This is a genomic window from Streptomyces sp. NPDC001880, assembly GCF_053594575.1.
In genome coordinates this window covers 1-21,338 of the sequence record NZ_JBSFET010000067.1, presented here as the reverse complement: position 1 = coordinate 21,338, position 21,338 = coordinate 1, and the positions used below count along the sequence as shown (strand labels likewise).

The window sequence follows — 21,338 nt, the reverse complement described above, 5'->3', positions numbered from 1 at the left end:
GACCGTACGAGCCCGTCAGTCCCTGGTCAACCCTTTGGACACCGCCCGCTCACATCCAGGAAATACGGCAGTTTTCTTCCTGCAAGCACTTACGCAAAACATTGCAGTGCTGTTAAGTTCCTCCCGACTCCGGTCCGGTCGGCCGGGGTTCCGGCGACCCCGGACCCCACGCGCCCGGCCGACCGGGCCGGTCGCGACAAGAGAGGCACCCGGAATCGCCCGCTCCCCGCCGGCCCATTCAGGGCCGACTCCCGGTGCCTCTCCTGTACGCCCGGACCGGCCCGCGGGCCTCAGAGGCTCCCCGGATCGCCGCGGTGGATCCCCGTACCACCAGCTCCGGCTGGAACACGTACTCCGTACGCTGCACCGGACTGCCGCCGATCTCCTCCAGCAGGGCGCTCACCGCTGCCGCCGCCATCGCCTGCACGGGCTGACGCACCGTCGTCAGCGGCGGATCGGTGAACGCGACGAGCTGCGAATCGTCGAAGCCCACCACCGACACCTCGCGCGGCACACCGAGCCCGCGTTCCCGGGCCGCACGCACCACACCCAGCGCCATCAGGTCACTGCCGCAGACGATGCCCGTACACCCCTGGTCGAGCAGCGCACCCGCCGCGACCTGGCCGCCCTCGACGCTGAACAACGTGGGGCAGACGAGGAGTTCGGCCTCGGTGCGCTCCAGGCCCAGCAGGTTCACCGAGGCGTCCAGGAAGCCCTCGCGCTTGCGGCGGGACGGCACATAGCGCTGCGGCCCGATCGCCAGACCGATCCTGCTGTGGCCGAGCTCGGCGAGGTGCCCGACGGCCATGCGCACGGCGGCGGAGTCGTCCGGCGAGACGAACGGGGCGCTGATCCGTTCGTTGTAGCCGTTGATCAGGACGAACGGAACGCCGCGTTCGGTGAGCGCGGCATAGCGGGCCGGGTCGGCCGACATGTCGGCGTGCAGCCCGGAGATGAAGACGATCCCGCCGACGCCGCGCTCGACGAGCTGCTCGACGAGCTCGTCCTCGGTGGCGCCGCCGGGCAGCTGGGTGCAGAGCACCGGGGTGTAACCGTGCCCGGCCAGCACCTGCTCGACGGACTGCGCGAACGCCGGGAAGATCGGGTTGGTGAGCTCGGGCGTCACCAGTCCGATCAGCCCGGCGCTGCGCCTGCGCAGCCGCACGGGACGTTCGTAACCGAGAATGTCCAGCGCCGCGAGCACCCGCTGCCGGGTGGGGTCCGCCACGCCGGGTTTCCCGTTGAGCACCCGGCTGACGGTCGCCTCGCTGACCGCTGCCTGACCGGCGATGTCCGAGAGCCTCGGCGCACCGCCGGCCCCGGGGCCTCCCTTCCGGATCTTGCCCGGCTCGTCCGGATGGGTGGTCCTGGGCAGGGGGACGGTCACACCGTCCACCACACCGTGGTGTCCGCGGGCAGCTCGATCTCGGCGCCGTCGGTGACGACCGGGCTGCTGGACACCAGGACGGTGCCGCGCACCGGGATGCGCACCGGGCGGCCCGTCGTGTTGACGGTGCAGACGAAGCCGGGGCGGGCGAAGATCAGCAGCCCCTCAGGGGCCTTGAGCCATTCCACCGCCGTTCCGGCGCCGAGCCCCGGGTGCGCCCGGCGGGCAGCGATCGCGGACCGGTAGAGCTCCAGCGTCGAGCCGGCCGCGCCGGTCTGCGCCTGGACGCTCAGCTCGCCCCAGCCGTCCGGCTGGGGCAGCCAGCTGCCGCCGTCGCCGAAGCCGTACGAGCTGCCGTCGCGGGTCCACGGGATCGGCACCCGGCAGCCGTCGCGGAAGCCGTCCTGGCCCTCCGCGCGGAAGAACGACGGATCCTGACGGACCTCGTCGGGCAGGTCGGTGACGTCGGGCAGACCGAGCTCCTCGCCCTGGTAGACGTAGGCGGAGCCGGGCAGTGCCAGCATCAGCAGGGTGGCGGCGCGGGCCCGGCGCAGGCCCAGCTCGCGGTCGCCGGCCTCGCGGATCTGGGTGCCGAGGCCGGGCGGGTTGGCGAACCGGGTGGCGTGCCGGGTCACGTCGTGGTTGGAGAGCACCCAGGTGGTGGGGGCGCCGACCGGGCGCATCGCGTCGAGCGAGGTGTCGATGACCTTGCGGAGCTCGGCCGCGTCCCAGGCGGTGGAGAGGTACTGGAAGTTGAACGCCTGGTGCATCTCGTCGGGGCGTACGTAGTTGGCGGTGCGCTCGACCGTGGGGGTCCATGCCTCGGCGACGAGGACGCGCCCGCCCGTCGCCCACCACCGCCCATCCGGCGAAGGCCCTTCGGGCCCCTTCTTCTCGGGGTACTCGTCGAGGATGGTGCGCCAGGAGCGGTAGATCTCGTGCACCCCGTCCTGGTCGAAGAACGGCATGACGTCGTTGCCGAGCAGCTTGAGCTGGTCGTGGCTGCCGAGGTCGGGCAGGCCGGCGGCCTTGACGAGGCCGTGGGCGACATCGACCCGGAAGCCGTCGACGCCCATGTCGAGCCAGAAGCGCAGGATCGAGCGGAACTCGTCGGCGACGGCCGGGTGCTCCCAGTTGAAGTCGGGCTGCTCGGGCGCGAAGAGGTGGAGGTACCAGTCGCCCGGGGTGCCGTCAGGGTCGGTGGTCCGGGTCCAGGCGGGGCCACCGAAGATGGACTCCCAGTCGTTGGGCGGCAGTTCGCCGTCCGTGCCCTTGCCGGGGCGGAAGTGGTAGCGCTGACGCAGCGCGGAGCCGGGGCCTTCGGCGAGCGCGCGCTTGAACCACTCGTGCTGGTCGGAGGAGTGGTTGGGCACCAGGTCCACGATGATCCGCAGGCCCAGGCCGTGGGCGTCCCGGATCAGCGCGTCGGCGTCCAGCAGCGTGCCGAACACCGGGTCGATGGCACGGTAGTCGGCGACGTCGTAGCCCGCGTCGGCCTGCGGGGAGGCGTAGAACGGGCTGAGCCAGACCGCGTCCACACCGAGGTCCTTGAGATAGGGGAGTCTGCCGCGTACGCCTGCGAGATCGCCCATGCCGTCGCCGTTGCCGTCGGCGAAGCTCCGTGGGTAGACCTGGTAGATCACCGCGTCCTGCCACCAGCCGGTCTGGTGGGCCGGAGCGTCGCCGGACGTGCCGGTGGTGGGGGCAGCGAGGTGCTGGGTCATGTCGTCCCTGAGGTGTCGGGGTGGGAGGCGGCACCGGGACCGGGTCGGGACACCGGTGGCCGCCGTGACTTGGTGCGTGCGGGTCGTGCGGGGTGTGCCGGCTCAGAGGCTGTCGGGTGCCCTCGGATCGGGACGCGGACGCGGTCCGGTGCGTGCGATTCCGAGGCGGAGGAGTCGGGCGGACGGGGGCTGCCCTCCTTGAGCGGAGCCGAGAGCTCGGGGAAGGAGTCCCGGCCCCGACGGCAACGCGGGAAGCGTGCGTGCCGGGGCGTGGCCGCCCGGTCAAAGGTCACCCGACAGCCCCTCAGCCCTTGACGGCTCCGGCGGACATGCCGGTGACCAGGTGGCGCTGGGCGAAGAGGAAGACCAGGGCCGCGGGTATCGCGATCAGCACGGACGCCGCGGTCATCGGCCCCCACTGGGCTCCGTACTGGTTGACGAAGAGCTGCAGTCCGCCCGCGAGGGTGAGGTTGTCCTCACCGACCATGAAGGCGGAGGCGTACGCCACTTCGCCCCAGGCGGTGATGAAGGAGTAGAACGCCGTGACGGCGAGGCCGGGCTTGGCGAGCGGCAGGACGAGCCGCCAGAACGTGCCGAACGGGGTGAGACCGTCGACCTGGCCCGACTCGTCGATCTCGCGCGGGATGGTGTCGAAGAAGCCCTTCATCATCCAGGCGCAGAACGGGACCGAGATGGTGAGGTAGGTGATGACGAGACCGGCCGGCTGATTCAGCAGCCCCATGCCCGCCATGATGTTGTAGATCGGCACGATGAGGACGGCCACCGGGAACATCTGGGTGACCAGGAGCGTCCACATCAGCCCGCGCTTGCCGGGGAAGCGGAAGCGGCTGACGGCGTAGCCGGTGGAGGCGGAGACGATGACACCGAGGAGCGTGGTGAGCCCCGCGACGAGCAGGGAGTTGCCGAACCAGGTGAGGAACTTCGTGTTCTGGATCAGGTTCGTGTAGTTCTGGAACGTCGTCTCTTTGAAGAAGTCCGTGGTGGTGGCGTACGCGGCGGGCTTCAGCGAGGTGAGCAGGACCCACAGTACGGGGAAGACGGCGATCACGGACGCCACGATGAGCGTGAGGTGCAGCGCGACGGAGGCGATCGGCGAACGCTCGCCGCGCAGCCGGACCTTGCGTGCGGCGGGGGCGGCGGTTGCGGGGGCGGTGGTCACCAGTCGTCTCCCTGGGTGCGCAGGACTCGCCGGTAGACGGCGGCGAAGATCAGCAGGAGTACGAGGATCAGTACGCCCCAGGTGGAGGACTGTGCGAAGTCGCGCGGGCTGATCTCGAAGGAGAACTTGTACGCCTGGGTCACCAGGATCTGGGTGGCCTCCCCGGGTCCGCCGCGGGTCAGCAGGAAGATCACCGGGAACATGTTGAAGGTCCAGATGGTGGAGAGCAGGATCACCGTGGTGGAGACCGGCCGCAGTCCGGGCAGCGTGATGTGGCGGAAGCGCTGCCAAGCGGTGGCGCCGTCCATCTCGGCGGCCTCGTAGTGCTCGCCGGGGATCGACTGCAGCCCGCCGAGCAGGGCGACCATCATGAACGGCACACCGAGCCAGACGTTGACGGCGATGACGGAGAACTTCGCCCAGGTGGGGTCGTTCAGCCACGGTATGCCGTCGATCCCCCCGCCGGAGAGGATCTTGTTGAGCAGCCCGCGGTCCTCGTTGTAGAGGAAGCGCCAGGCGAAGACGGAGACGAAGCCGGGGATGGCCCAGGGCAGGATGAGCGCCATCCGGTACGCGGAGCGGCCGGCGATGCGGCGGTTGAGGATGTTGGCGAGGGCCATGCCGAGGCAGAAGGTGATGGCCACACAGGAGACCGTCCACACCAGGGTCCAGCCGAGCGTGCCGAGGAACTGGTCGCCCGTGAGGGCGTCGGCGTAGTTGTCCAGGCCCACGAACTCGTACGTGGCGGGCATGTGGTTGACGCCGATGGACCGTTCGACGTTGCGCTCGTTGGCGTCGGTCATCGACAGGTAGATGCCGCGGACCAGTGGATACCCGATGATCACGCCGATCACGACGACGACCGGGGCAACCATGGTCCAGGCGTACCAGTGGGTCGACAGGGCCCGTCGGATCCTGCTCGGCGGCGGTGGGTTGCCAGTACCGCGGCTCCGGCCGCGGGCGACGTCGTCGCCCGCGGCCTTCACCACCGACTGGCTGGTGTGGACAGCCATCAGCCGGCCTGCCTTCCTGTTACTTCCAGCCCTTGAGGAGCTTGCGGTAGGAGTCGCCGGTCGTCTTGACGGCCTTCTCCGGCGAGGTCTGGCCGGTGAGGACCTTGGTGTACTCGGTGACGAGCGGGGCGAAGAGGCTGCCGGTCTCCGGGATCCAGGGGCGCTCGACGGCGGTCTCGACGACGGGCTTGAAGAAGCCGACGATCTCGTTGTCGACGACGTCCTGCCGGGCGTAGGCGGAGGTGCGGGTCGGCAGGAGGCTCAGCTCCTTGGTGACCTTGGCCTGGGTCTCGGCGGACGTCATGTAGTCGACGAAGGCGTAGGAGGCGTCGAGGTTCTTGGAGCCCGCGTAGACGGCGAGGTTGTGACCGCCCTGCGGGGCGCCCTGCGCGGCGGAGCCGGCCGGGACCGGGGCGACGCCCAGGTTGGCCTTGTCCTTGAACTCCTTGCCGGCGTAGGTGTCGGCGACGGCCCAGGGGCCGTTGATCATCATGGCGACCTTGCCGTCCTTGAAGGACGCCTGCATGTTCTCCCAGCCGTCCGTGGCATCGGTCTTGGCGGCACCCGAGTCGACGAGGTCCTTGACGACCTTCATCGCCTTGACGCCCTGGGGGTTGTCGATGGTGACGGACTTGGCGGAGGGCTCGACCATGTCGCCGCCCTCGCCGTACAGGAAGGAGAGGAACCAGTAGGCGTCGTCGCCACGCAGGTACATACCGGTCTTGCCGGTCTTGTCCTTGATCTTCTTGGAGACGCTCTTCAGCTCGTCGACGGTCTTGGGGACCTCGACACCGGCCTCCTTGAAGATCTTCTTGTTGTAGAAGATGCCCATGGAGTCGATGACCTGCGGCACCGCGTACGTCTTGCCCTTGTACTCGGTGGACGCGGCGGCCTGCTTCAGGAAGTCGCCCGAGTCCTTCAGCGCGGCCGTGCCGTCGAGCGGGGCCAGGTAGCCGAGATCGGCGAACTCGGGGGTCCAGGCGACCTCGGAGCGGATGACGTCGGGGGCGTCGGAGCCGGACTGGGCCGCGTTCTTGAACTTGTTCTGCGCGTCGCCGAACGGCACGTTGACGTACTTGACCTGGACCTTCGGGTGCTTCTTGGTGAAGTCCTCGGCGATCTTCTTGAAGACCTTGTCCTCGCTGCCCGCGGTGGAGGTGTCCCACCACGTCACCGTGCCGGAGAGCTCGCCCGAGCTCTTGCTCGTGCCGTCGGACTCGTTGTCGCTGCCGCAGGCGGTCGCCGCGAGCGCCAGGGCCGCGACCAGGGCGGTGGCCGTTATGCCACGTCGCATCTGAACTCCTTCAACTGCCGTACCGCTCCGTCGCGGCGCCGGGTCGACGAGAACGTAACAAGGATGAAAGAACGCCGAAAGAGTTTGCGGAAGATTTCTGCAAGCTCCGACGATCGTTACACTCGCGTGTCCTCACGGTTGCCGTCAAGCCCCTTGACGCCCTACGTCGCCCCCTGGCAACAGCTGGCCGCAATCCTCTACCCGCACGGTGCGACGATCGGACCGCCGTCCGCAAACCCGGTTCGCAAGAGATTGCAAGAAGTTGCCGGGAATCCACCACGGGCCGCCACAGGAGTGCGGCCGTCCGATTCATGCGCCTGGTGGGCAATCCGACATACGCCCGGTACAGTCCACTTCCATGACCGCACGGCTTGCCGATATCGCAACTCAGGCGGGGGTCAGCGAAGCGACGGTCAGCCGCGTACTGAACGGCAAGCCCGGTGTTGCAGCGGCCACCCGCGAATCCGTTCTCGCCGCGCTCGACGTTCTCGGCTACGAACGGCCCGTACGGCTGCGCAGGCGCAGCGCGGGGCTGGTCGGGCTGATCACGCCCGAGCTGGAGAACCCCATCTTTCCCGCCCTGGCCCAGGTGATCGGCCAGGCGTTGACGCGGCAGGGCTACACACCGGTACTGGCGACCCAGACCCCCGGCGGCTCCACCGAGGACGAGCTGACCGAGATGCTGGTCGACCGCGGCGTATCGGGCATCATCTTCGTCTCCGGGCTGCATGCCGACACCTCGGCCGACATGCAGCGCTATGAGCAACTGCGGGCCAAGGGTGTCCCGTTCGTCCTGGTCAACGGCTTCTCACCCAAGGTCCAGGCGCCGTTCATCTCTCCGGACGACCGGGCGGCGATGCGGCTCGCGGTGACGCATCTGGTGTCGCTGGGGCATCAGCGGATCGGTCTGGCGGTCGGCCCGAAGCGGTTCGTGCCGGTCCTGCGCAAGATCGAGGGCTTCCGCGCCACGATGCAGGAGCAGTTGAACCTCGCACCGGACGAGGTGGAGGAGCTGATCCAGCATTCGCTGTTCACTCTGGAGGGTGGACAGGCCGCGGCGTCGGCACTGATGGAGCGGGGCTGCACGGCGGTGGTGTGCGCGAGCGACATGATGGCGCTCGGCGCGATCCGGGCCGCCCGCCGGCTGTCGATGGATGTGCCGCGCGATCTGTCGGTGGTCGGCTACGACGACTCGCCGCTCATAGCGTTCACCGATCCGCCGCTGACCACGATCCGTCAGCCGGTGACGGCGATGGGGCAGGCCGCCGTGCGTACGCTCCTGGAGGAGGTCGGCGGCACACCCGCCCCGCACAGCGAGTTCGTCTTCATGCCCGAACTGGTCGTTCGCGGTTCAACGGCCGCTGGTCCCGGGCCCGCTCCGGCCGTCACCGCCTGACCCGCCCAGGATCCCACGCCCGTTCCCGGCGCGCAGTTCGGGCCCTCGTTCCCGGCACGTGTGATGTGCGGTCCGGACCCGGCGGGAGGATCATCGGGCAGAGGGGCAATTTCTGGCAGACTCTGTGCCTATGGGCGAATCGAGCGTGACGTCACAGGAAGGCCGGTCGGAGGCCACCCCGTCACCCGTCGTGGACGAGGCGGCCCCCGCGGCGAACCCGAAGCGGAACACCGGACGGCGCAACAGCGGCCCGGCGAGACTGCGTTCCCTGCGCTGCCCCCGCCGACCGCGCATCTGGTTCGAAGTCCTGCTCGTGGCGGCCAGTTACTGGGTGTACTCGCTGGTGCGCAACGCCGTCCCGGAGCAGCGGGCCGCCGCCCTGCGCAACGCCGACTGGATCTGGTCGGCCGAGAAGCATCTGGGCATCGCCGTGGAGCAGACGGTCAACCACGCGGTGAATTCCGTGACATGGCTGATCGTCTCGATGAACTACTACTACGCGACACTGCACTTCGTCGTCACCGTCTGCGTACTGGTGTGGCTGTTCCGCTGCCACCCGGGCCGTTACGCGGCGGCCAGGCTGACCCTGTTCGCGACGACCGGTGTGGCGCTGCTCGGTTACTATCTGTATCCACTGGCGCCGCCCCGCCTGATGAACGGCGGCCACTTCGTCGACACCGTCCTGGTCCATCACACCTGGGGTTCGATGGCCTCGGGCAACTTCAAGAACATGTCGAACCAGTACGCGGCGATGCCGTCGATACACATCGGCTGGTCGCTCTGGTGCGGTCTGACCGTCTTCGCACTGGCCTCCGCGCCCTGGGCGCGCATCCTGGCCCTGCTCTACCCGACGCTGACCCTGGTCGTCATCGTGTCGACCGGCAACCACTTCTGGCTGGACGCGCTGGGCGGCACGGCCTGCCTGGCCTTCGGTTGCGCGGTGTCGTACGCCTGGTACGGCTCGCTGCCGCACCACCTCCCGAAGCGGGTGCCTCTGCCGGGCGGGAGGGCGCGGCTGGCCTGCCTGTCCGCGAGTGCGCCGGTCCGGCCGCGGCCCCCGGCGGCGGACACGGCGGCGGGCCGCCGCTGAGGCAACTGCTCGGCGGTGACCGGCTCGGTGTCAATGCCCCGGGCAGCCTCCACGGCCGGGCCGTGACCGGCACCTGTCGTACGTCGAAGTGGGCGATCGGCCGGTCCGGACCCAGCGCCAGGCGCGCCCCGGCGTCGAACGGGGCGCCGCCGATGGCGTCCTCGATCAGGGCCGGGTCGACGGGTCGGCCGCCGAAGGCGCGGCGCGCAGCCGGTCGAGGTCACGGACCGCGGTGAGGTCCGTGCCGGTGGCCGTCTCCAGGCCCCGGACGGGGTGGCTGTGCGCGTCGACCGGGCCGGGCCGTGAGGGTGGCCCCGGACAGGCCGATGCGGCTCCCTGCCGTTGCCGCGCCGGTCGCGCAGCCCGGCCCCTCGTCGCCGACCGCGGTGATCGCCCGTCCCCGGCCGCCACGCGACAGTGGCCTCCGGCCGGACCGGATCGAGGGTGCGGACACGGGCTCCGGTGACGAGGAGGTCGGCTGCGGACGTCGTGGGGCCTTGGACGGTGGTGGCACGCGTCCCGTCTCACGCCCCGTAGAACCGCTCCTCCACCACCGCCCGCGCCCGCCGCGTGATCCGCCGGTAGTCGTCCAGCATGTCCCCGACATGCCCCGGCTCGTACCCCAAGTACCGCCCCACCGCAGTGAGTTCACGCGGACCCGACGGGAAGGTGTCGCCCGGCCGGCCGCGCACCAGCATCACCGCGTTGCGCACCCGGGTCGCCAGCACCCACGCCTCGTCCAGCGTCTGCGCGTCCTCGCCGGAGATCAGCTCCGCGGCGCAGGCCGCGGCCAGCGCCTCGCGGGTGCGGGTCGTCCGCAGCCCCGGTTCCGCCCAGCCGTGCTGCATCTGCATCAGCTGGACCGTCCACTCGACGTCACTCAGCCCGCCGCGTCCCAGCTTGGTGTGGAGCGTCGGATCGGCGCCGCGCGGCAGCCGCTCGGACTCCATCCGGGCCTTCAGGCGCCGGATCTCGCGGACCGCGTCCTCACCCAGGCCCTCCATCGGATAGCGCAGCGGATCGATCAACTCGATGAATTCGCGGCCGAGTTCGGCGTCGCCCGCGACCGGCTCGGCACGCAGCAGCGCCTGACTCTCCCAGACCAGCGACCAGCGCCGGTAGTAGGCCTCGTAGGACCGCAGCGTACGGACCATCGGCCCGTTCTTGCCCTCCGGCCGCAGGTCCGCGTCGATGATCAACGGCGGGTCGGCGGTGGGCAGTTGGAGCAGCCGGCGCATTTCGGAGACCACCGCGTTCGCGGCCCGGCCCGCCTCCTGCTCGTCGACGCCCTCGCGCGGCGAGTGGACGAACAGCACATCGGCGTCGGAGCCGTAGCCGAGCTCGTGGCCGCCGAAACGGCCCATGCCGATGACCGCGAACCGGGTGGGGAGGGTGTCCCCCCACTGCTCGCGCACCGCGGCGCGCAGGGCGCCCGCGATCGTGACCGCGTTCAGATCGGTGACCGCGCTGCCCACCCGGTCGACCAGGGCACCAGGGTCTTCTTCGGCAGGGTTCTCCTCCGTACCGTACGAGTCGATGAGGTCCGCGGCCGTGGTCCGGAACAGTTCGCGCCGGCGCACCGCGCGCACCACCGCGACGGCCGACTCGGCACCGTCCGCGCGCCCCACCGCGGCCAGCACCTCCTGCTCCAGGTGCTCCCGGGTGCGCGGCTTCAGCCCCTGCGGGTCACCGAGGAGCGCCACCGCCTCCGGGGCGCGCAGCAGCAGGTCGGGGGCGAGCCGGCCGGCCGACAGGACCCGGGCGAGGTTCTCCGCGGCGGCGCCCTCGTCCCGCAGCAGCCGCAGGTACCAGGGGGTCTTGCCGAGGGCGTCGGACACCTTGCGGAAGCCGAGCAGCCCGGCGTCCGGGTCCGCGGAGTCGGCGAACCAGCCGAGCAGCACCGGCAGCAGGGTGCGCTGGATGGCGGCCTTGCGGGACACCCCGGACGACAGCGCCTCCAGGTGCCGGAGCGCGGCTGCCGGGTCGGCGTAGCCGAGCGCTTCGAGCCGGTGCCCGGCCGCCTTCGCGCTGAGCCGGGACTCACCGGGCGCGAGCTGGGCGACGGCGTCGAGCAGCGGCCGGTAGAACAGCTTCTCGTGCAACCGCCGCACCACGGACGCGTGCCGCTTCCACGCCTGGTTGAGCTCGGTGATCGGGTCCGTGCGCATCCCGAGGGAGCGTCCGAGCCGCCGCAGGTCGGGGGCGTCCTCCGGGACGAGATGGGTGCGGCGCAGCCGGTAGAGCTGGATGCGGTGCTCCATGGCGCGCAGGAAGCGGTAGGCGTCGTCCAGTTGGGCGGCGTCCACCCGGCCGACGTAGCCGCCCGCGGCGAGTGCGCGCAGGGCCGCGAGCGTGGTGCCGCTGCGCAGGGTGGCGTCACTGCGGCCGTGCACCAACTGGAGGAGCTGTACGGCGAATTCGACGTCCCGCAGCCCGCCGGGGCCGAGCTTGATCTCGCGTTCGACGCGGTCGGCGGGGATGTTGGCGACGACGCGGCGGCGCATCTCCTGCACGTCGGGGACGAAGTTCTCGCGGTCCGCGGCCTGCCAGACGAGCGGCGAGACGGCCTCGACGTACTCCTCGCCGAGCTCGGGGTCGCCGGCCACCGGCCGGGCCTTGAGCAGCGCCTGGAACTCCCAGGTCTTGGCCCAGCGCTGGTAGTACGCGAGGTGCGAGGACAGGGTGCGCACCAGGGGGCCGTTGCGGCCCTCGGGACGGAGGTTGGCGTCGACGGGCCAGATGGTGCCCTCGACGGTCGTGTCGGAACAGATCCGCATCATATGTGCGGCCAGCCGGGTGGCGGCCCGCACGGCCGCGCTCTCCTCGAAGCCGCCTACGGGTTCCGCAACGAAGATCACGTCGACGTCGGAGACGTAGTTCAGCTCGTGCCCGCCGCACTTGCCCATCGCGATGACGGCGAGCCGGCACTGGGCGGCGTCGGCGGGTGCGGCCGTACGGGCGATGGCGAGCGCCGCCCGAAGGGTCGCGGTGGCCAGGTCGGCCAGTTCGGCGGAGGCCTCGGCGACGTCCGTCGTACCGCACACGTCACGGGCCGCTATGGCCAGCAGGCAGCGGCGGTAGGCGACACGCAGCGAGTCGGGGTCGTCGGCCCCGGCGAGGCCCTGCTCGAACTCGGCCAGACCGGGGTGGAGGTCGGTGGCCTCGTAGGTGACGAGGGCCTGCCAGTCGCGGGGGTGGCGGGCGAGGTGGTCGCCGAGCGCCTCGGAGGCCCCGAGCACCCCGAGCAGCCGGTCCCGCAGCGGTTTGGCGGTGACGAGCGTGTCCAGCAGGATCCGGCGCTCGTCCGCCTCCTCGGCCTCCACCAGCCGGGCGAGCCCCCGCAGGGCCAGATCGGGGTCGGCGGTCGCGCCGAGGGCTTCGAGCAGGACCGGGTCGGAGCGTACGGAGGACAGCTCGGGCAGGTCGAGGAGCCGCTCGGCGGCGGAGGGGTCGGTGAAGCCGTGCCGCAGCAGTCGGGTGAACGTGCTGCTCCTGCGCCCCGGCACCGTCGTCATTCCGTGCTCTCCCGCTCGCCGTCCACACACCATTCAGCGTTCCGAGCCTAGCCCCGCTCCAAGTAATCCGGAGCGGGTGCGCGGTCCGTACTTCGTGGGCAGGATCATTTTCAGGAGCAGACCGGGAGGCCCGCATGTCCGGATTCGAACCCTACGCCGAGCTGGACGGCGACTACAGCGACAAGAACGCGACGGCGTGCCCGTGGTCGACGGCGAGGGACCTGCTGACCGGGGCGGAGCTGTACTGGCTGTCCACGGTCCGCCCGGACGGCCGCCCGCATGTCACTCCGCTGATCGGGGTGTGGGCGGACAGCGCGCTGCACTTCGCCACCGGCGCCGAGGAGCGCAAGGCCCGAAACCTGGCCGCCAACCCCGAGGTGGTGCTGACGACCGGCACCAACACCATGTCGCAGGGGCTCGACGTGGTGGTCGAGGGCCGGGCGGAACGGGTGACGGACGAGGACCGGCTGAGCCTGCTGGCCACGGCCTGGGAGGCGAAGTACGGCCCAAAGTGGCACTTCGACGTCCGGGCCGGCACCTTCGTGAACGCGGGGCACGCCGCGCTGGTGTTCCAGGTGCGCCCCCGCAAGGCCTTCGGCTTCGGCAAGGGCGCCCGCTTCAGCCAGACGCGGTGGCGGTTCAGCTGATCGTGTCGCCCCCACGAGGGGCGGCCGGGCCGGGTCTGGTCGCGATGACGACGGTCGCGTACAGCTCCTCGGAGCGGACCACACGCGGGATCAGGCCGCTGCGGGCGACGGTCTCCTCGGCCCGTTCCACCTGCCGTTCGCTCGTCTCGACCAGCAGATGCCCGCCCGGTGCCAGCCATCGCGGGGCCTCGGCGGTGACCCGTCGCAGGACGTCGAGACCGTCGAGGCCACCGTCGAGCGCGACCCGCGGTTCATGGATGCGGGCCTCCGGGGGGAGCAGTTCGACATCGTCCGTGGGTACGTACGGCACATTGGCGAGCAGGATCTCCACCCGGCCGCGCAGCGATCCGGGCAGCGGCCCGAAGAGGTCGCCCTCGTAGACCTCGCCCGCCTCGCCGATATTGCGGCGGGCATACCGCACGGCGGCGGGTTCGACGTCCGCGGCGTGCAGTTCGACCCGGCCCGGTCTCGCGGCGAGCGCGGCGCCGAGGGCTCCCGAACCGCAGCAGAGGTCGACGACGACCGCTCCGGGCCCGGCGAGGGCTGCGGCCTGCTGGACCAGGAACTCGGTGCGGCGGCGGGGCACGAAGACGCCGGGGCCGACGGCGATCCGCAGACCGCCGAACTCGGCCCAGCCGAGGACGTGTTCCAGGGGGAGGCCGGCGACCCGCCGTTCGACCATGGCGGCGACTTCGGCGGGGCCGGTGGCCGTGGAGATGATCAGATCCGCCTCGTCCTCGGCGAATACGCAGCCGGCGGCGCGGAGGGTGGTGACAACGGTGGAGGCGGCGAGCGGTGGAGTGGGAACCGACATGAGCGGAGCCTTTCGGGAGAGCCGATGGGCGCTCCGCAGCCGCACAGACCCTATGTCGGGTCGACCACGCGGTCGCGAGGGATGAGCACCCAGCCTGATACAGCGGTAATGGGTCTCACCTCCTCGGTCGGTCCCCGTGCGGGGATGCGTCACACTACACCGGTCGCCGGACGGGCACCGGTCCCGCCCCTGGGGTCTTTCGTCCGGACCGGGCCGGATCAGCCCGCGGATCCCGCCACCGCCACCGGCGACGACCCTCCCTCCACGGCCACGCGGGGCGTCCCCGTCCCGTCCGCCGGGACGGTCCAGATGTCGCTCCCCCGGCCCGACGCACCGGGCAGCGCGTAGGCGAGCGTGTCGTCGTCGACCCAGGCCGCCTGGTCGTCGACGCTGTGCCGTTCCGCGAGCGGGGTCTCGCGCATGGTCCGCAGGTCGAGTACGTACAGCCGCCAGGGCGCCGCCGCGTCGTCGGAGACCTTCTTCTTGAAGGCGAGCCGGGTGTTGTCGGGCGACAGGGAGGGGCACTCGACGTTCTGCCGCAGCGCCTTCGCCGACCAGTCCCGCATGCTTCCCTCGACGAGGTGGGTGCGGCCCTTGGTGGAGACGGTCGCGTAGAAGCGGTTGTCGTCGCGGGCGAAGGTCACACCCCAGTAGTTGACGTCCGGGGCGTGGTAGCGGGCGCCGTCGATGGTGAGCTGGATGTTCTCGATGGACTTGATGAGGTAGCCGGTGCGCAGATCGAGGATGGCGGTGCGGGTGGAGAAGGAGGTGGTGGCGTACGAGTCGCCGGTCGCGAACACCGTCCAGGACAGCATCCGTCCGGAGGCGGAGACCCGGGCGCGGGTGGGGACGCCCGGCACGGTGATCCGGCGCTTCTCGCGCAACTGCCGGTCCAGGACGATCGCGTACGTCTTCGGCAGCACCCCGGGCCTGGCGCGCAGACAGAGCGCGCCGTCCTCGGAGGCGTAGAACCGGTCGCAGGCGGGCCCGCCGGTGGTACGGGCCGGGGAGGAGCGGGCGCCCGCGGTACGGACTCCGGCGCCACCGGCCAGCGGCTGGTGGGCGACGCGTCCGCTGGCCGTTTCGCGGAAGTACAGCGCGGGCCCGGTGAGGGCGAACGAGGCGTCGGCCTCGGTCCGTTCGCCCTTCGTGCGCTGCTGCGCGTGCATCACGTACCCGACGGAACCGCCCGCGAGGAGCAGCACCGCGGCCACCACGACTGCGATCCGGGCCCGGGGGCCCAGCGGGTTCGCGGTTCCGGGGAACCTGGCACTCATGCGGTCCGCCTTTCGGGGATCTGGGCTCCCGGCTCTCGGGGAGCGGGGGTGCCGGAAGGGTCGCGCGCCAGCAGCGCCCAGCCGCATGCGAGGGCAAGGAGCAGGGCCGAGACCGCCGCCCACAGCGCGGGGTCCGGCCCCCACAGGGTCCATGCGGCGCCGAAGCCCGCCGCGGCGAGCATCCGGGCCAGCGCCTGGCCGGTCTGGAGCACGGCGAGTCCACCCGCCCGGCCGTCGGCCGGCAGCACGGGTCCGGCGAGGGCCATCAGTACGCCGTCGGTGGTGGCGTAGAAGACGCCGAGCAGCGCGAGGACGGGCGCCAGGAGCAGCAGGGCCGGTCCGCCGACGGGGGCGAGGAGCGTGGCGTACACGCCGAGCAGCGCGAGGTGTCCGTACAGGAACGGCAGCCGCCGGCCGACCCGGTCGGCGATCCGGCCCGCCGGGACGGCCAGCAGCAGGTAGCAGGCGGCGGCGCCGAGCGGCAACAGCGGGAACCAGCTGACGGGGAGGTCGAGCCGGCGCTGGAGCAGGAGGTAGACGAAGGCGTCGCCGACGGTGGCGGCACCGAGCAGGGAGGCTGCCGCGAGGATCCGCCGGAAGGCGGGGTCGCGCAGTGCCGTGAAGGGCCTGCGTCTGCGGGGAGCCGGGATCGGGGGTGCCGGTGCCGGCCGGTGCCCGGGGACGTACAGGACGAGGAGCAGCACCCCGAGCAGGCCGGCGCAGAAGCTGACGACGAACACCGTGTCGTAGGCGTCGGCGGTCGCCCAGAGCAGGGCGAACGCGGCGAGCGGGCCGAGCAGGGCACCGGTGGTGTCCATCGCCCGGTGCACGCCGAAGGAGCGGCCGAGCGCCTCGGGCGGGCTGCTCAGGGTGATCAGCGCGTCGCGGGGTGCCGTACGGATGCCCTTGCCGACCCGGTCGGTGGCGAGGGCGGCCGCGATCCCGGCGGTGGCGCCGCCCGCCAGCAGCAGGCCGATCCGGGAGAGCGCGGAGAGGGCGTAGCCGAGCCCGGCGACCCTTTTGTGGCCGCGGCCGCGGTCGGCGGCGTACCCGCCGAGCAGCCGTACGACGGCGGCTGCGCCGTTGAACAGTCCGTCCAGGAAGCCGAATTGGAGGGGTGAGAGACCGAGTCCGAGGACCAGGTAGAGCGGCAGCACCGCGGTGACCATCTCGGAGGAGATGTCGGTGACGAGGCTGACCGTGCCGAGTGCGAGGACGGTGCCGGGAACCCGCCGGCCCGCCCCGGTGGTGCGGGGCGGGGCCGGCGTGTCCCGGCGGCCTGTGGTCGCCAGGTACATCAGTGGCAGGTGTACTTCGGGCTGGTGTCCTTGGCCTTGCCGTCGGTGCCGATGTAGTTCCAGCTGTAGCCGGAGTCGGTGAAGTCCATCTTCAGGACGCCGTATTCACCGCTGATCCGCTTCTGGCTGTTGGGCTGGACCTCCTCGATGGGGTAGGGCTCGGCGCCGCCCATCCCGCCGACGATCTCGGTGATCCCGTCGGCGACGGCCTTCCCGTCGGGGTTCTGCGGGGCGAACCGCTCGTAGTGGTGGTCGTGTCCGTTGAGTACGAGGTCGGCCTTGGCTCCGTAGAGGATCTTCCAGACCGGTCGGCTGACCGGGTCGTTGCCGTGTCCGCCCGAGGAGTAGAGCGGGTGGTGCCAGTAGGCGGCGATGCACGCCTTGCTGTTCTTGGCGAGGTCGGCCTTGAGCCAGTCGATCTGCGCGCTCCGGTCGAAGGAGTTGGAGTCGAGGGCGATGAAGTGCCAGTTGCCCTCGTCGTAGCTGTAGTAGCTCTTGCCCTGGGGGTAGGCGATGGCCCCGAAGTACGCCTTGTAGCCGGCCAGTGCCCCGGCCGGGTCGTACGTCTCGTGGTTGCCGGGCACCGGGCGCGTCTTGTCCTTGAAGGCGCCCCAGGTCTTGTCGTAGTAGGCGCGGAAGTCGGCGATCCGGGCGTCGTCGTACTGGCTGTCACCCATCGTCAGATAGAACTTCGGGTTGATCTTCCGGGCCAGCGCCGCGGTCCCGGGGTGGGCGCAGTCGCTGTCGGACGCGGTGCACTGGGCGGCGATGTCACCGGCGGCGACCACGCTGAAGGCGCCGGTCTGCGGGGGCTCGCTGCCGGGGGTGCCGTACACCTCCACCTCGTAGAGCGAGTACCCGTAGGCGGTGGCGCGCGCGGTGCCGTACATCCGCAGATAGCGGCCCTTGCCGGAGAGGGCGGCCCAGTCGTCGGTGCCGCCGTTCCCGGCCGTCTCCTCGGCGAGCCGGGTCCAGCTGGTGCCGTCGGCGGAGATCTCGATCCGGTATGCCTTGGCGTAGGCGTCCTCCCAGCTCAGCTTGACCCGCGTGACGTCGGCACCGGCGCCGAGGTCGACGCTCAGCCACTGCGGGTCCTTGCCCTCGGCGCTCGCCCAGCGGGTGGCCGGGTCGCCGTCGAAGGCGTTCTGCGGTCCGAGGTCGGAAGCTTCGTCGGAGGAGGAGGTGGCGGTTCTGCCGCGCGAGATGAGGGGGTCGGCGGCGGCCCCGGCCCGTTCGGGGTAGGCGAGCAACAGGCCGCCGATGAGGGCGAGTACGGCGGCGACGACCACGCCCACCGTACGGCGCCGCGTGGGCGTGAGGAGCAAAGCTGAGCCGTTCGGATGCATCCCTGGACTCCTGGCCTTGTGGGGGTGGCGAGAGCTGGGCATCGGTACGTGTGACCCCCGCACCCCGAGTACAGGCAGGTGGCGGGGACTTGGTGGCCGGGCCAGAGCTCTCACCGAGCGCGTCATGCCCGCACGGCGGACACCGCGCCAAGCCACCGCCGGGAATGCTAGCGAACAGTAAACTTTCCTACCAGTCCCCCAACTGGCTTCGTTCCACGGCCTGTTCGGCATCCCGTTCGGCACCGGGCAGCCGCCGGAAGCGCTCCGGGCCGGAGGCACGCCGCCTCCGGCCCGGATCGTCGTCGCGTCACCGCGAAGTGGCTACAGCACCGGCAGCAGGTTCTTCAGCTCGAAGGCGGTGACCTCGCTGCGGTACTCCTCCCACTCCTGCTTCTTGTTGCGCAGGAAGAAGTCGAAGACGTGCTCGCCGAGCGTCTCGGCGACCAGTTCGCTCTTCTCCATCAGCGCGATCGCCTCGCCCAGGTTCTGCGGCAGCGGCTCGATGCCCATCGCGCGGCGCTCCGCGTCGGACAGCGCCCAGACGTCGTCGTCGGCGCCGGCCGGGAGTTCGTAGCCCTGCTCCACACCCTTGAGGCCCGCGGCGAGGAGCACCGCGTACGTCAGGTAGGGGTTGGCGCCGGAGTCGATGGAGCGGACCTCCACCCGGGCGGAGCCGGTCTTGCCGGGCTTGTACATCGGGACGCGGATGAGCGCGGAGCGGTTGTTGTGGCCCCAGCAGATGTACGAGGGGGCCTCGCCGCCGGCGCCCGCTGCGCGGGAGGAGCCGCCCCAGATGCGCTTGTAGGAGTTGACCCACTGGTTGGTGACGGCGGAGATCTCCGCGGCGTGGGTGAGCAGGCCGGCGATGAAGGAGCGGCCGACCTTGGAGAGCTGGTACTCGGCGCCCGACTCGTAGAAGGCGTTGCGGTCGCCCTCGAAGAGGGAGAGGTGGGTGTGCATGCCCGAGCCGGGGTATTCGGAGAACGGCTTCGGCATGAACGTCGCCTGTACGCCCTGTTCCAGCGCGACCTGCTTCATCACCAGGCGGAAGGTCATGATGTTGTCGGCGGTGGAGAGCGCGTCCGCGTACCGCAGGTCGATCTCCTGCTGGCCGGGGGCGCCCTCGTGGTGGCTGAACTCGACCGAGATGCCCATGGATTCGAGCATGGTGATCGCCTGGCGGCGGAAGTCCATGCCGACGTTCTGCGGGGTGTGGTCGAAGTAGCCGGAGCTGTCGGCCGGGGTGGGGCGGCTGCCGTCCACCGGCTTGTCCTTCAGCAGGAAGAACTCGATCTCCGGGTGGGTGTAGAAGGTGAAGCCCAGGTCGGAGGTCTTGGCGAGGATGCGCTTGAGGACATAGCGCGGGTCGGCGAAGGACGGCGAGCCGTCGGGCATCAGGATGTCGCAGAACATCCGGGCCGTGCCGGGGGCCTCCGCGCGCCACGGCAGGATCTGGAACGTGCCCGGGTCCGGCTTGGCGATCATGTCGGATTCGTACACCCGGGCGAAGCCCTCGATGGCCGAGCCGTCGAAGCCGATGCCCTCGTCAAACGCCTGTTCAAGCTCGGCGGGGGCCACGGCGACGGATTTGAGGTAGCCGAGGACATCGGTGAACCACAGCCGTACGAAGCGGATGTCGCGCTCCTCAAGCGTCCTGAGGACGAATTCCTGCTGCTTGTCCATAGCCACATCCTTGCAGTTCAGACGGTCCGTGCACCACCGCCCGGGGTAGGGAAGGAGCTCCAGTGTCACGACCCGGGATTTCACCCAGATTACGCACACGAAGTGAGATGGAGCACCCGGCCACCCACTACGATCGGCGCCCATGGCGCGCCAGGGGTGGAGTGGCTTCGTGACGGCCCCGCGCACGCCGGTTCTCCCAGGGTCTTCCGTCCGGATCAGGCCTGATCCGGACGGAGGGCCCCGGTCCTCCGCCAGCCGTTCCCGCCCCTTCCCAGAAGGACCTGACGACATGAGCTTCGACCCCAGGACCCCCATGGTCCAGCAGCACGACGTCCACCGCGCGCGGCAGCGCCGCGACCGTGCCCTGGCCATAAGCCTGAGCGTGCTCGTCGTCGTGGGCCTGGTCGGCTTCGGCTCGTACATGGTGCTGGAGAAGTCCGAGGCGTCCGAGCAGAAGCAGGCCGCCCCGACTGCGGACGCGAAGGCGCCCTCGGCACAGCAGAAGAAGCCCTCCGACGGGTCGATCGCGGGGCTGCGGACGTGGGACGCGACGAAGCTGACCCGCAACCACGTCACCGGGACCGTCGCGTACCCGATGAAGCCGCCGGTCGGCGGTGACCACAACCCCGTCTGGATGAACTGCGACGGCGAGGTGTACACCAAGGCCCTCCCCGATGTGAACGCCGTGCACTCGCTGGAGCACGGATCGGTGTGGGTGACGTACACGGGCAAGGCCCCGAAGGCCGATGTGGCCGCGCTCGCCGAGCGGGTCGGCCGGACGCCGTACTCGCTGATGAGCCCGTACGAGGGCCAGTCCGGGGCGATCATGCTGACCGCCTGGGGCAAGCAGGTGACGGTGGACGGCGCCGACGACCCGCGGGTCGATCAGTTCTTCTCGCAGTTCGTGCAGGGGCCGCAGACGCCCGAGCCCGGGGCGACCTGCACGGGCGGGCTGGGGGCTCAGTGACCGACGCGAATCGTGCAGCGGGCGGCCGGCTCCGCCGTGGCGCTCGCGCTGCTGTTCGCGGGGGTGGCGACGGTCGCCTCCGCGCGCGAGGACGGGAGCAGCACGACCAGGAGCACGAGCGCGGCACACCTCGTCGCCTCCGCGCGCGAGGACGGGAGCGGGGCGGACCGTGCCGCGTCCGCGCCGCGCACGCCCTCGGCGGAATCGGCGGACGCCGGGTTCGCCCGCGACATGGCGGTCCACCACCAGCAGGCTGTGGAGATGTCCTTCATCGTGCGTGACCGTACGAAGGACGAGGAGGTGCGCCTGCTCGCGTACGACATCGCCAATACGCAGGCCAATCAGCGCGGCATGCTGCTCGGCTGGCTGGATCTGTGGGAGCTGCCGAAGGTGGCCGCCGGGCAGGAGCCGATGGGCTGGATGGCCGCCGGGCACGAAGGGCACTCGATGAAGGACATGGACGGGACGGAAGGCATGGGAACCGGCTACCGGGCCCATGACGGCTCCCTCATGCCGGGCATGGCCACCCGAACCGAGCTGGACCGGCTCCGTTCGGCGAGCGGCAGGGCGGCCGAGGTGCTGTACCTCCGGCTGATGACCGCACATCACAAGGGCGGCATCGACATGGCCCGCGGCTGCGCCGGGCTGTGCACGGTGCCGGCGGAGAAGCGGCTCGCCCGGGGAATGGTCGAGGCACAGCAGTCGGA

General features: G+C 70.9%; 16 protein-coding genes. 5 read left to right on the top strand and 11 right to left on the bottom strand.

Features of this window, described 5'->3' with window-relative positions:
* Positions 1-238: 238 nt before the first annotated feature.
* The 5 genes from ACWCQ6_RS27105 to ACWCQ6_RS27085 form a co-directional block, all read right to left on the bottom strand.
* Positions 239-1,399 carry a LacI family DNA-binding transcriptional regulator gene (locus tag ACWCQ6_RS27105; RefSeq protein WP_451093455.1) on the bottom strand — a complete coding sequence of 387 codons (1,161 nt, stop codon included), beginning with the start codon at positions 1,397-1,399 and terminating at the stop codon, positions 239-241.
* Positions 1,384-3,111: a glycoside hydrolase family 13 protein gene (locus ACWCQ6_RS27100; RefSeq protein ID WP_451093453.1), complete on the bottom strand. Its 1,728-nt coding sequence runs from the start codon at positions 3,109-3,111 to the stop codon at positions 1,384-1,386. Before ACWCQ6_RS27100 ends, ACWCQ6_RS27105 begins: the two co-directional genes overlap by 16 nt.
* 304 nt (positions 3,112-3,415) lie before the next feature.
* A complete protein-coding gene (locus ACWCQ6_RS27095; RefSeq protein ID WP_451093465.1) occupies positions 3,416-4,294 on the bottom strand; it encodes a sugar ABC transporter permease in 879 nt (292 codons plus the stop codon).
* On the bottom strand, positions 4,288-5,304 hold the full coding sequence (locus ACWCQ6_RS27090; protein ID WP_451093451.1) for a carbohydrate ABC transporter permease: 1,017 nt from the start codon (positions 5,302-5,304) through the stop codon (positions 4,288-4,290). The genes ACWCQ6_RS27095 and ACWCQ6_RS27090 overlap by 7 nt, the downstream gene beginning before the upstream one ends.
* A gap of 19 nt (positions 5,305-5,323) precedes the next feature.
* The gene (locus ACWCQ6_RS27085) at positions 5,324-6,598 is read right to left on the bottom strand and encodes an extracellular solute-binding protein (RefSeq protein ID WP_451093449.1); all 1,275 of its coding nucleotides are present in this window, start codon (positions 6,596-6,598) and stop codon (positions 5,324-5,326) included.
* Positions 6,599-6,956: 358 nt separating this feature from the next.
* Between ACWCQ6_RS27085 and ACWCQ6_RS27080 the strand changes: the two genes are divergently transcribed.
* Positions 6,957-7,994: a LacI family DNA-binding transcriptional regulator gene (locus ACWCQ6_RS27080; protein ID WP_451093447.1), complete on the top strand. Its 1,038-nt coding sequence runs from the start codon at positions 6,957-6,959 to the stop codon at positions 7,992-7,994.
* A 130-nt stretch (positions 7,995-8,124) separates the two neighbouring features.
* Entirely contained in the window at positions 8,125-9,084 is a 960-nt protein-coding gene (locus ACWCQ6_RS27075) for a phosphatase PAP2 family protein (protein ID WP_451093445.1), read from the top strand.
* Positions 9,085-9,608: 524 nt separating this feature from the next.
* Here the strand turns inward: ACWCQ6_RS27075 and ACWCQ6_RS27070 are convergent.
* Positions 9,609-12,599 (bottom strand): bifunctional [glutamine synthetase] adenylyltransferase/[glutamine synthetase]-adenylyl-L-tyrosine phosphorylase, encoded by a 2,991-nt coding sequence (locus ACWCQ6_RS27070; RefSeq protein WP_451093443.1) that lies wholly within the window; start codon positions 12,597-12,599, stop codon positions 9,609-9,611.
* Between the two features lie 134 nt (positions 12,600-12,733).
* Between ACWCQ6_RS27070 and ACWCQ6_RS27065 the strand changes: the two genes are divergently transcribed.
* Positions 12,734-13,246, top strand: a complete 513-nt coding sequence (locus ACWCQ6_RS27065) for a pyridoxamine 5'-phosphate oxidase family protein (RefSeq protein WP_451093441.1) — start codon at positions 12,734-12,736, stop codon at positions 13,244-13,246.
* Here the strand turns inward: ACWCQ6_RS27065 and ACWCQ6_RS27060 are convergent.
* From ACWCQ6_RS27060 to glnA, 5 genes are all read right to left on the bottom strand, one after another.
* Positions 13,239-14,060 (bottom strand): putative protein N(5)-glutamine methyltransferase, encoded by an 822-nt coding sequence (locus ACWCQ6_RS27060; RefSeq protein WP_451093439.1) that lies wholly within the window; start codon positions 14,058-14,060, stop codon positions 13,239-13,241. The two genes, ACWCQ6_RS27065 and ACWCQ6_RS27060, sit on opposite strands and share 8 nt — an antisense overlap.
* 218 nt (positions 14,061-14,278) lie before the next feature.
* Positions 14,279-15,337 (bottom strand): TolB family protein, encoded by a 1,059-nt coding sequence (locus ACWCQ6_RS27055; RefSeq protein ID WP_451093437.1) that lies wholly within the window; start codon positions 15,335-15,337, stop codon positions 14,279-14,281.
* On the bottom strand, positions 15,334-16,635 hold the full coding sequence (locus ACWCQ6_RS27050) for an MFS transporter (RefSeq protein WP_451093435.1): 1,302 nt from the start codon (positions 16,633-16,635) through the stop codon (positions 15,334-15,336). The genes ACWCQ6_RS27055 and ACWCQ6_RS27050 overlap by 4 nt, the downstream gene beginning before the upstream one ends.
* Positions 16,635-17,981: a discoidin domain-containing protein gene (locus tag ACWCQ6_RS27045; protein WP_451093433.1), complete on the bottom strand. Its 1,347-nt coding sequence runs from the start codon at positions 17,979-17,981 to the stop codon at positions 16,635-16,637. Before ACWCQ6_RS27045 ends, ACWCQ6_RS27050 begins: the two co-directional genes overlap by 1 nt.
* 321 nt (positions 17,982-18,302) lie before the next feature.
* Positions 18,303-19,664, bottom strand: coding sequence for a type I glutamate--ammonia ligase (glnA, locus tag ACWCQ6_RS27040; protein WP_451093431.1), 1,362 nt, complete (start codon positions 19,662-19,664; stop codon positions 18,303-18,305).
* 289 nt (positions 19,665-19,953) lie between these two features.
* On the opposite strand from glnA, the gene ACWCQ6_RS27035 reads away from it, so the two are divergent.
* Together ACWCQ6_RS27035 and ACWCQ6_RS27030 are read left to right on the top strand one after the other, a co-directional pair.
* Positions 19,954-20,631 (top strand): DUF3105 domain-containing protein, encoded by a 678-nt coding sequence (locus tag ACWCQ6_RS27035; RefSeq protein WP_451093429.1) that lies wholly within the window; start codon positions 19,954-19,956, stop codon positions 20,629-20,631.
* Positions 20,632-20,640: 9 nt separating this feature from the next.
* A partial coding sequence (locus tag ACWCQ6_RS27030; RefSeq protein WP_451093463.1) for a DUF305 domain-containing protein occupies positions 20,641-21,338 on the top strand: 698 nt, incomplete at its 3' end.

What these genes read in the sequence shown, in the direction of transcription:
- ACWCQ6_RS27045 (WP_451093433.1), bottom strand. Translation starts at nt 17,981, where the DNA reads ATGCATCCGAACGGCTCAGCTTTGCTCCTCACGCCCACGCGGCGCCGT.
- ACWCQ6_RS27085 (WP_451093449.1), bottom strand. Translation starts at nt 6,598, where the DNA reads ATGCGACGTGGCATAACGGCCACCGCCCTGGTCGCGGCCCTGGCGCTC.
- ACWCQ6_RS27050 (WP_451093435.1), bottom strand. Translation starts at nt 16,635, where the DNA reads ATGTACCTGGCGACCACAGGCCGCCGGGACACGCCGGCCCCGCCCCGC.
- glnA (WP_451093431.1), bottom strand. Translation starts at nt 19,664, where the DNA reads ATGGACAAGCAGCAGGAATTCGTCCTCAGGACGCTTGAGGAGCGCGAC.
- ACWCQ6_RS27075 (WP_451093445.1), top strand. Translation starts at nt 8,125, where the DNA reads ATGGGCGAATCGAGCGTGACGTCACAGGAAGGCCGGTCGGAGGCCACC.
- ACWCQ6_RS27090 (WP_451093451.1), bottom strand. Translation starts at nt 5,304, where the DNA reads ATGGCTGTCCACACCAGCCAGTCGGTGGTGAAGGCCGCGGGCGACGAC.
- ACWCQ6_RS27080 (WP_451093447.1), top strand. Translation starts at nt 6,957, where the DNA reads ATGACCGCACGGCTTGCCGATATCGCAACTCAGGCGGGGGTCAGCGAA.
- ACWCQ6_RS27060 (WP_451093439.1), bottom strand. Translation starts at nt 14,060, where the DNA reads ATGTCGGTTCCCACTCCACCGCTCGCCGCCTCCACCGTTGTCACCACC.
- ACWCQ6_RS27035 (WP_451093429.1), top strand. Translation starts at nt 19,954, where the DNA reads ATGAGCTTCGACCCCAGGACCCCCATGGTCCAGCAGCACGACGTCCAC.
- ACWCQ6_RS27065 (WP_451093441.1), top strand. Translation starts at nt 12,734, where the DNA reads ATGTCCGGATTCGAACCCTACGCCGAGCTGGACGGCGACTACAGCGAC.
- ACWCQ6_RS27070 (WP_451093443.1), bottom strand. Translation starts at nt 12,599, where the DNA reads ATGACGACGGTGCCGGGGCGCAGGAGCAGCACGTTCACCCGACTGCTG.
- ACWCQ6_RS27100 (WP_451093453.1), bottom strand. Translation starts at nt 3,111, where the DNA reads ATGACCCAGCACCTCGCTGCCCCCACCACCGGCACGTCCGGCGACGCT.
- ACWCQ6_RS27055 (WP_451093437.1), bottom strand. Translation starts at nt 15,337, where the DNA reads ATGAGTGCCAGGTTCCCCGGAACCGCGAACCCGCTGGGCCCCCGGGCC.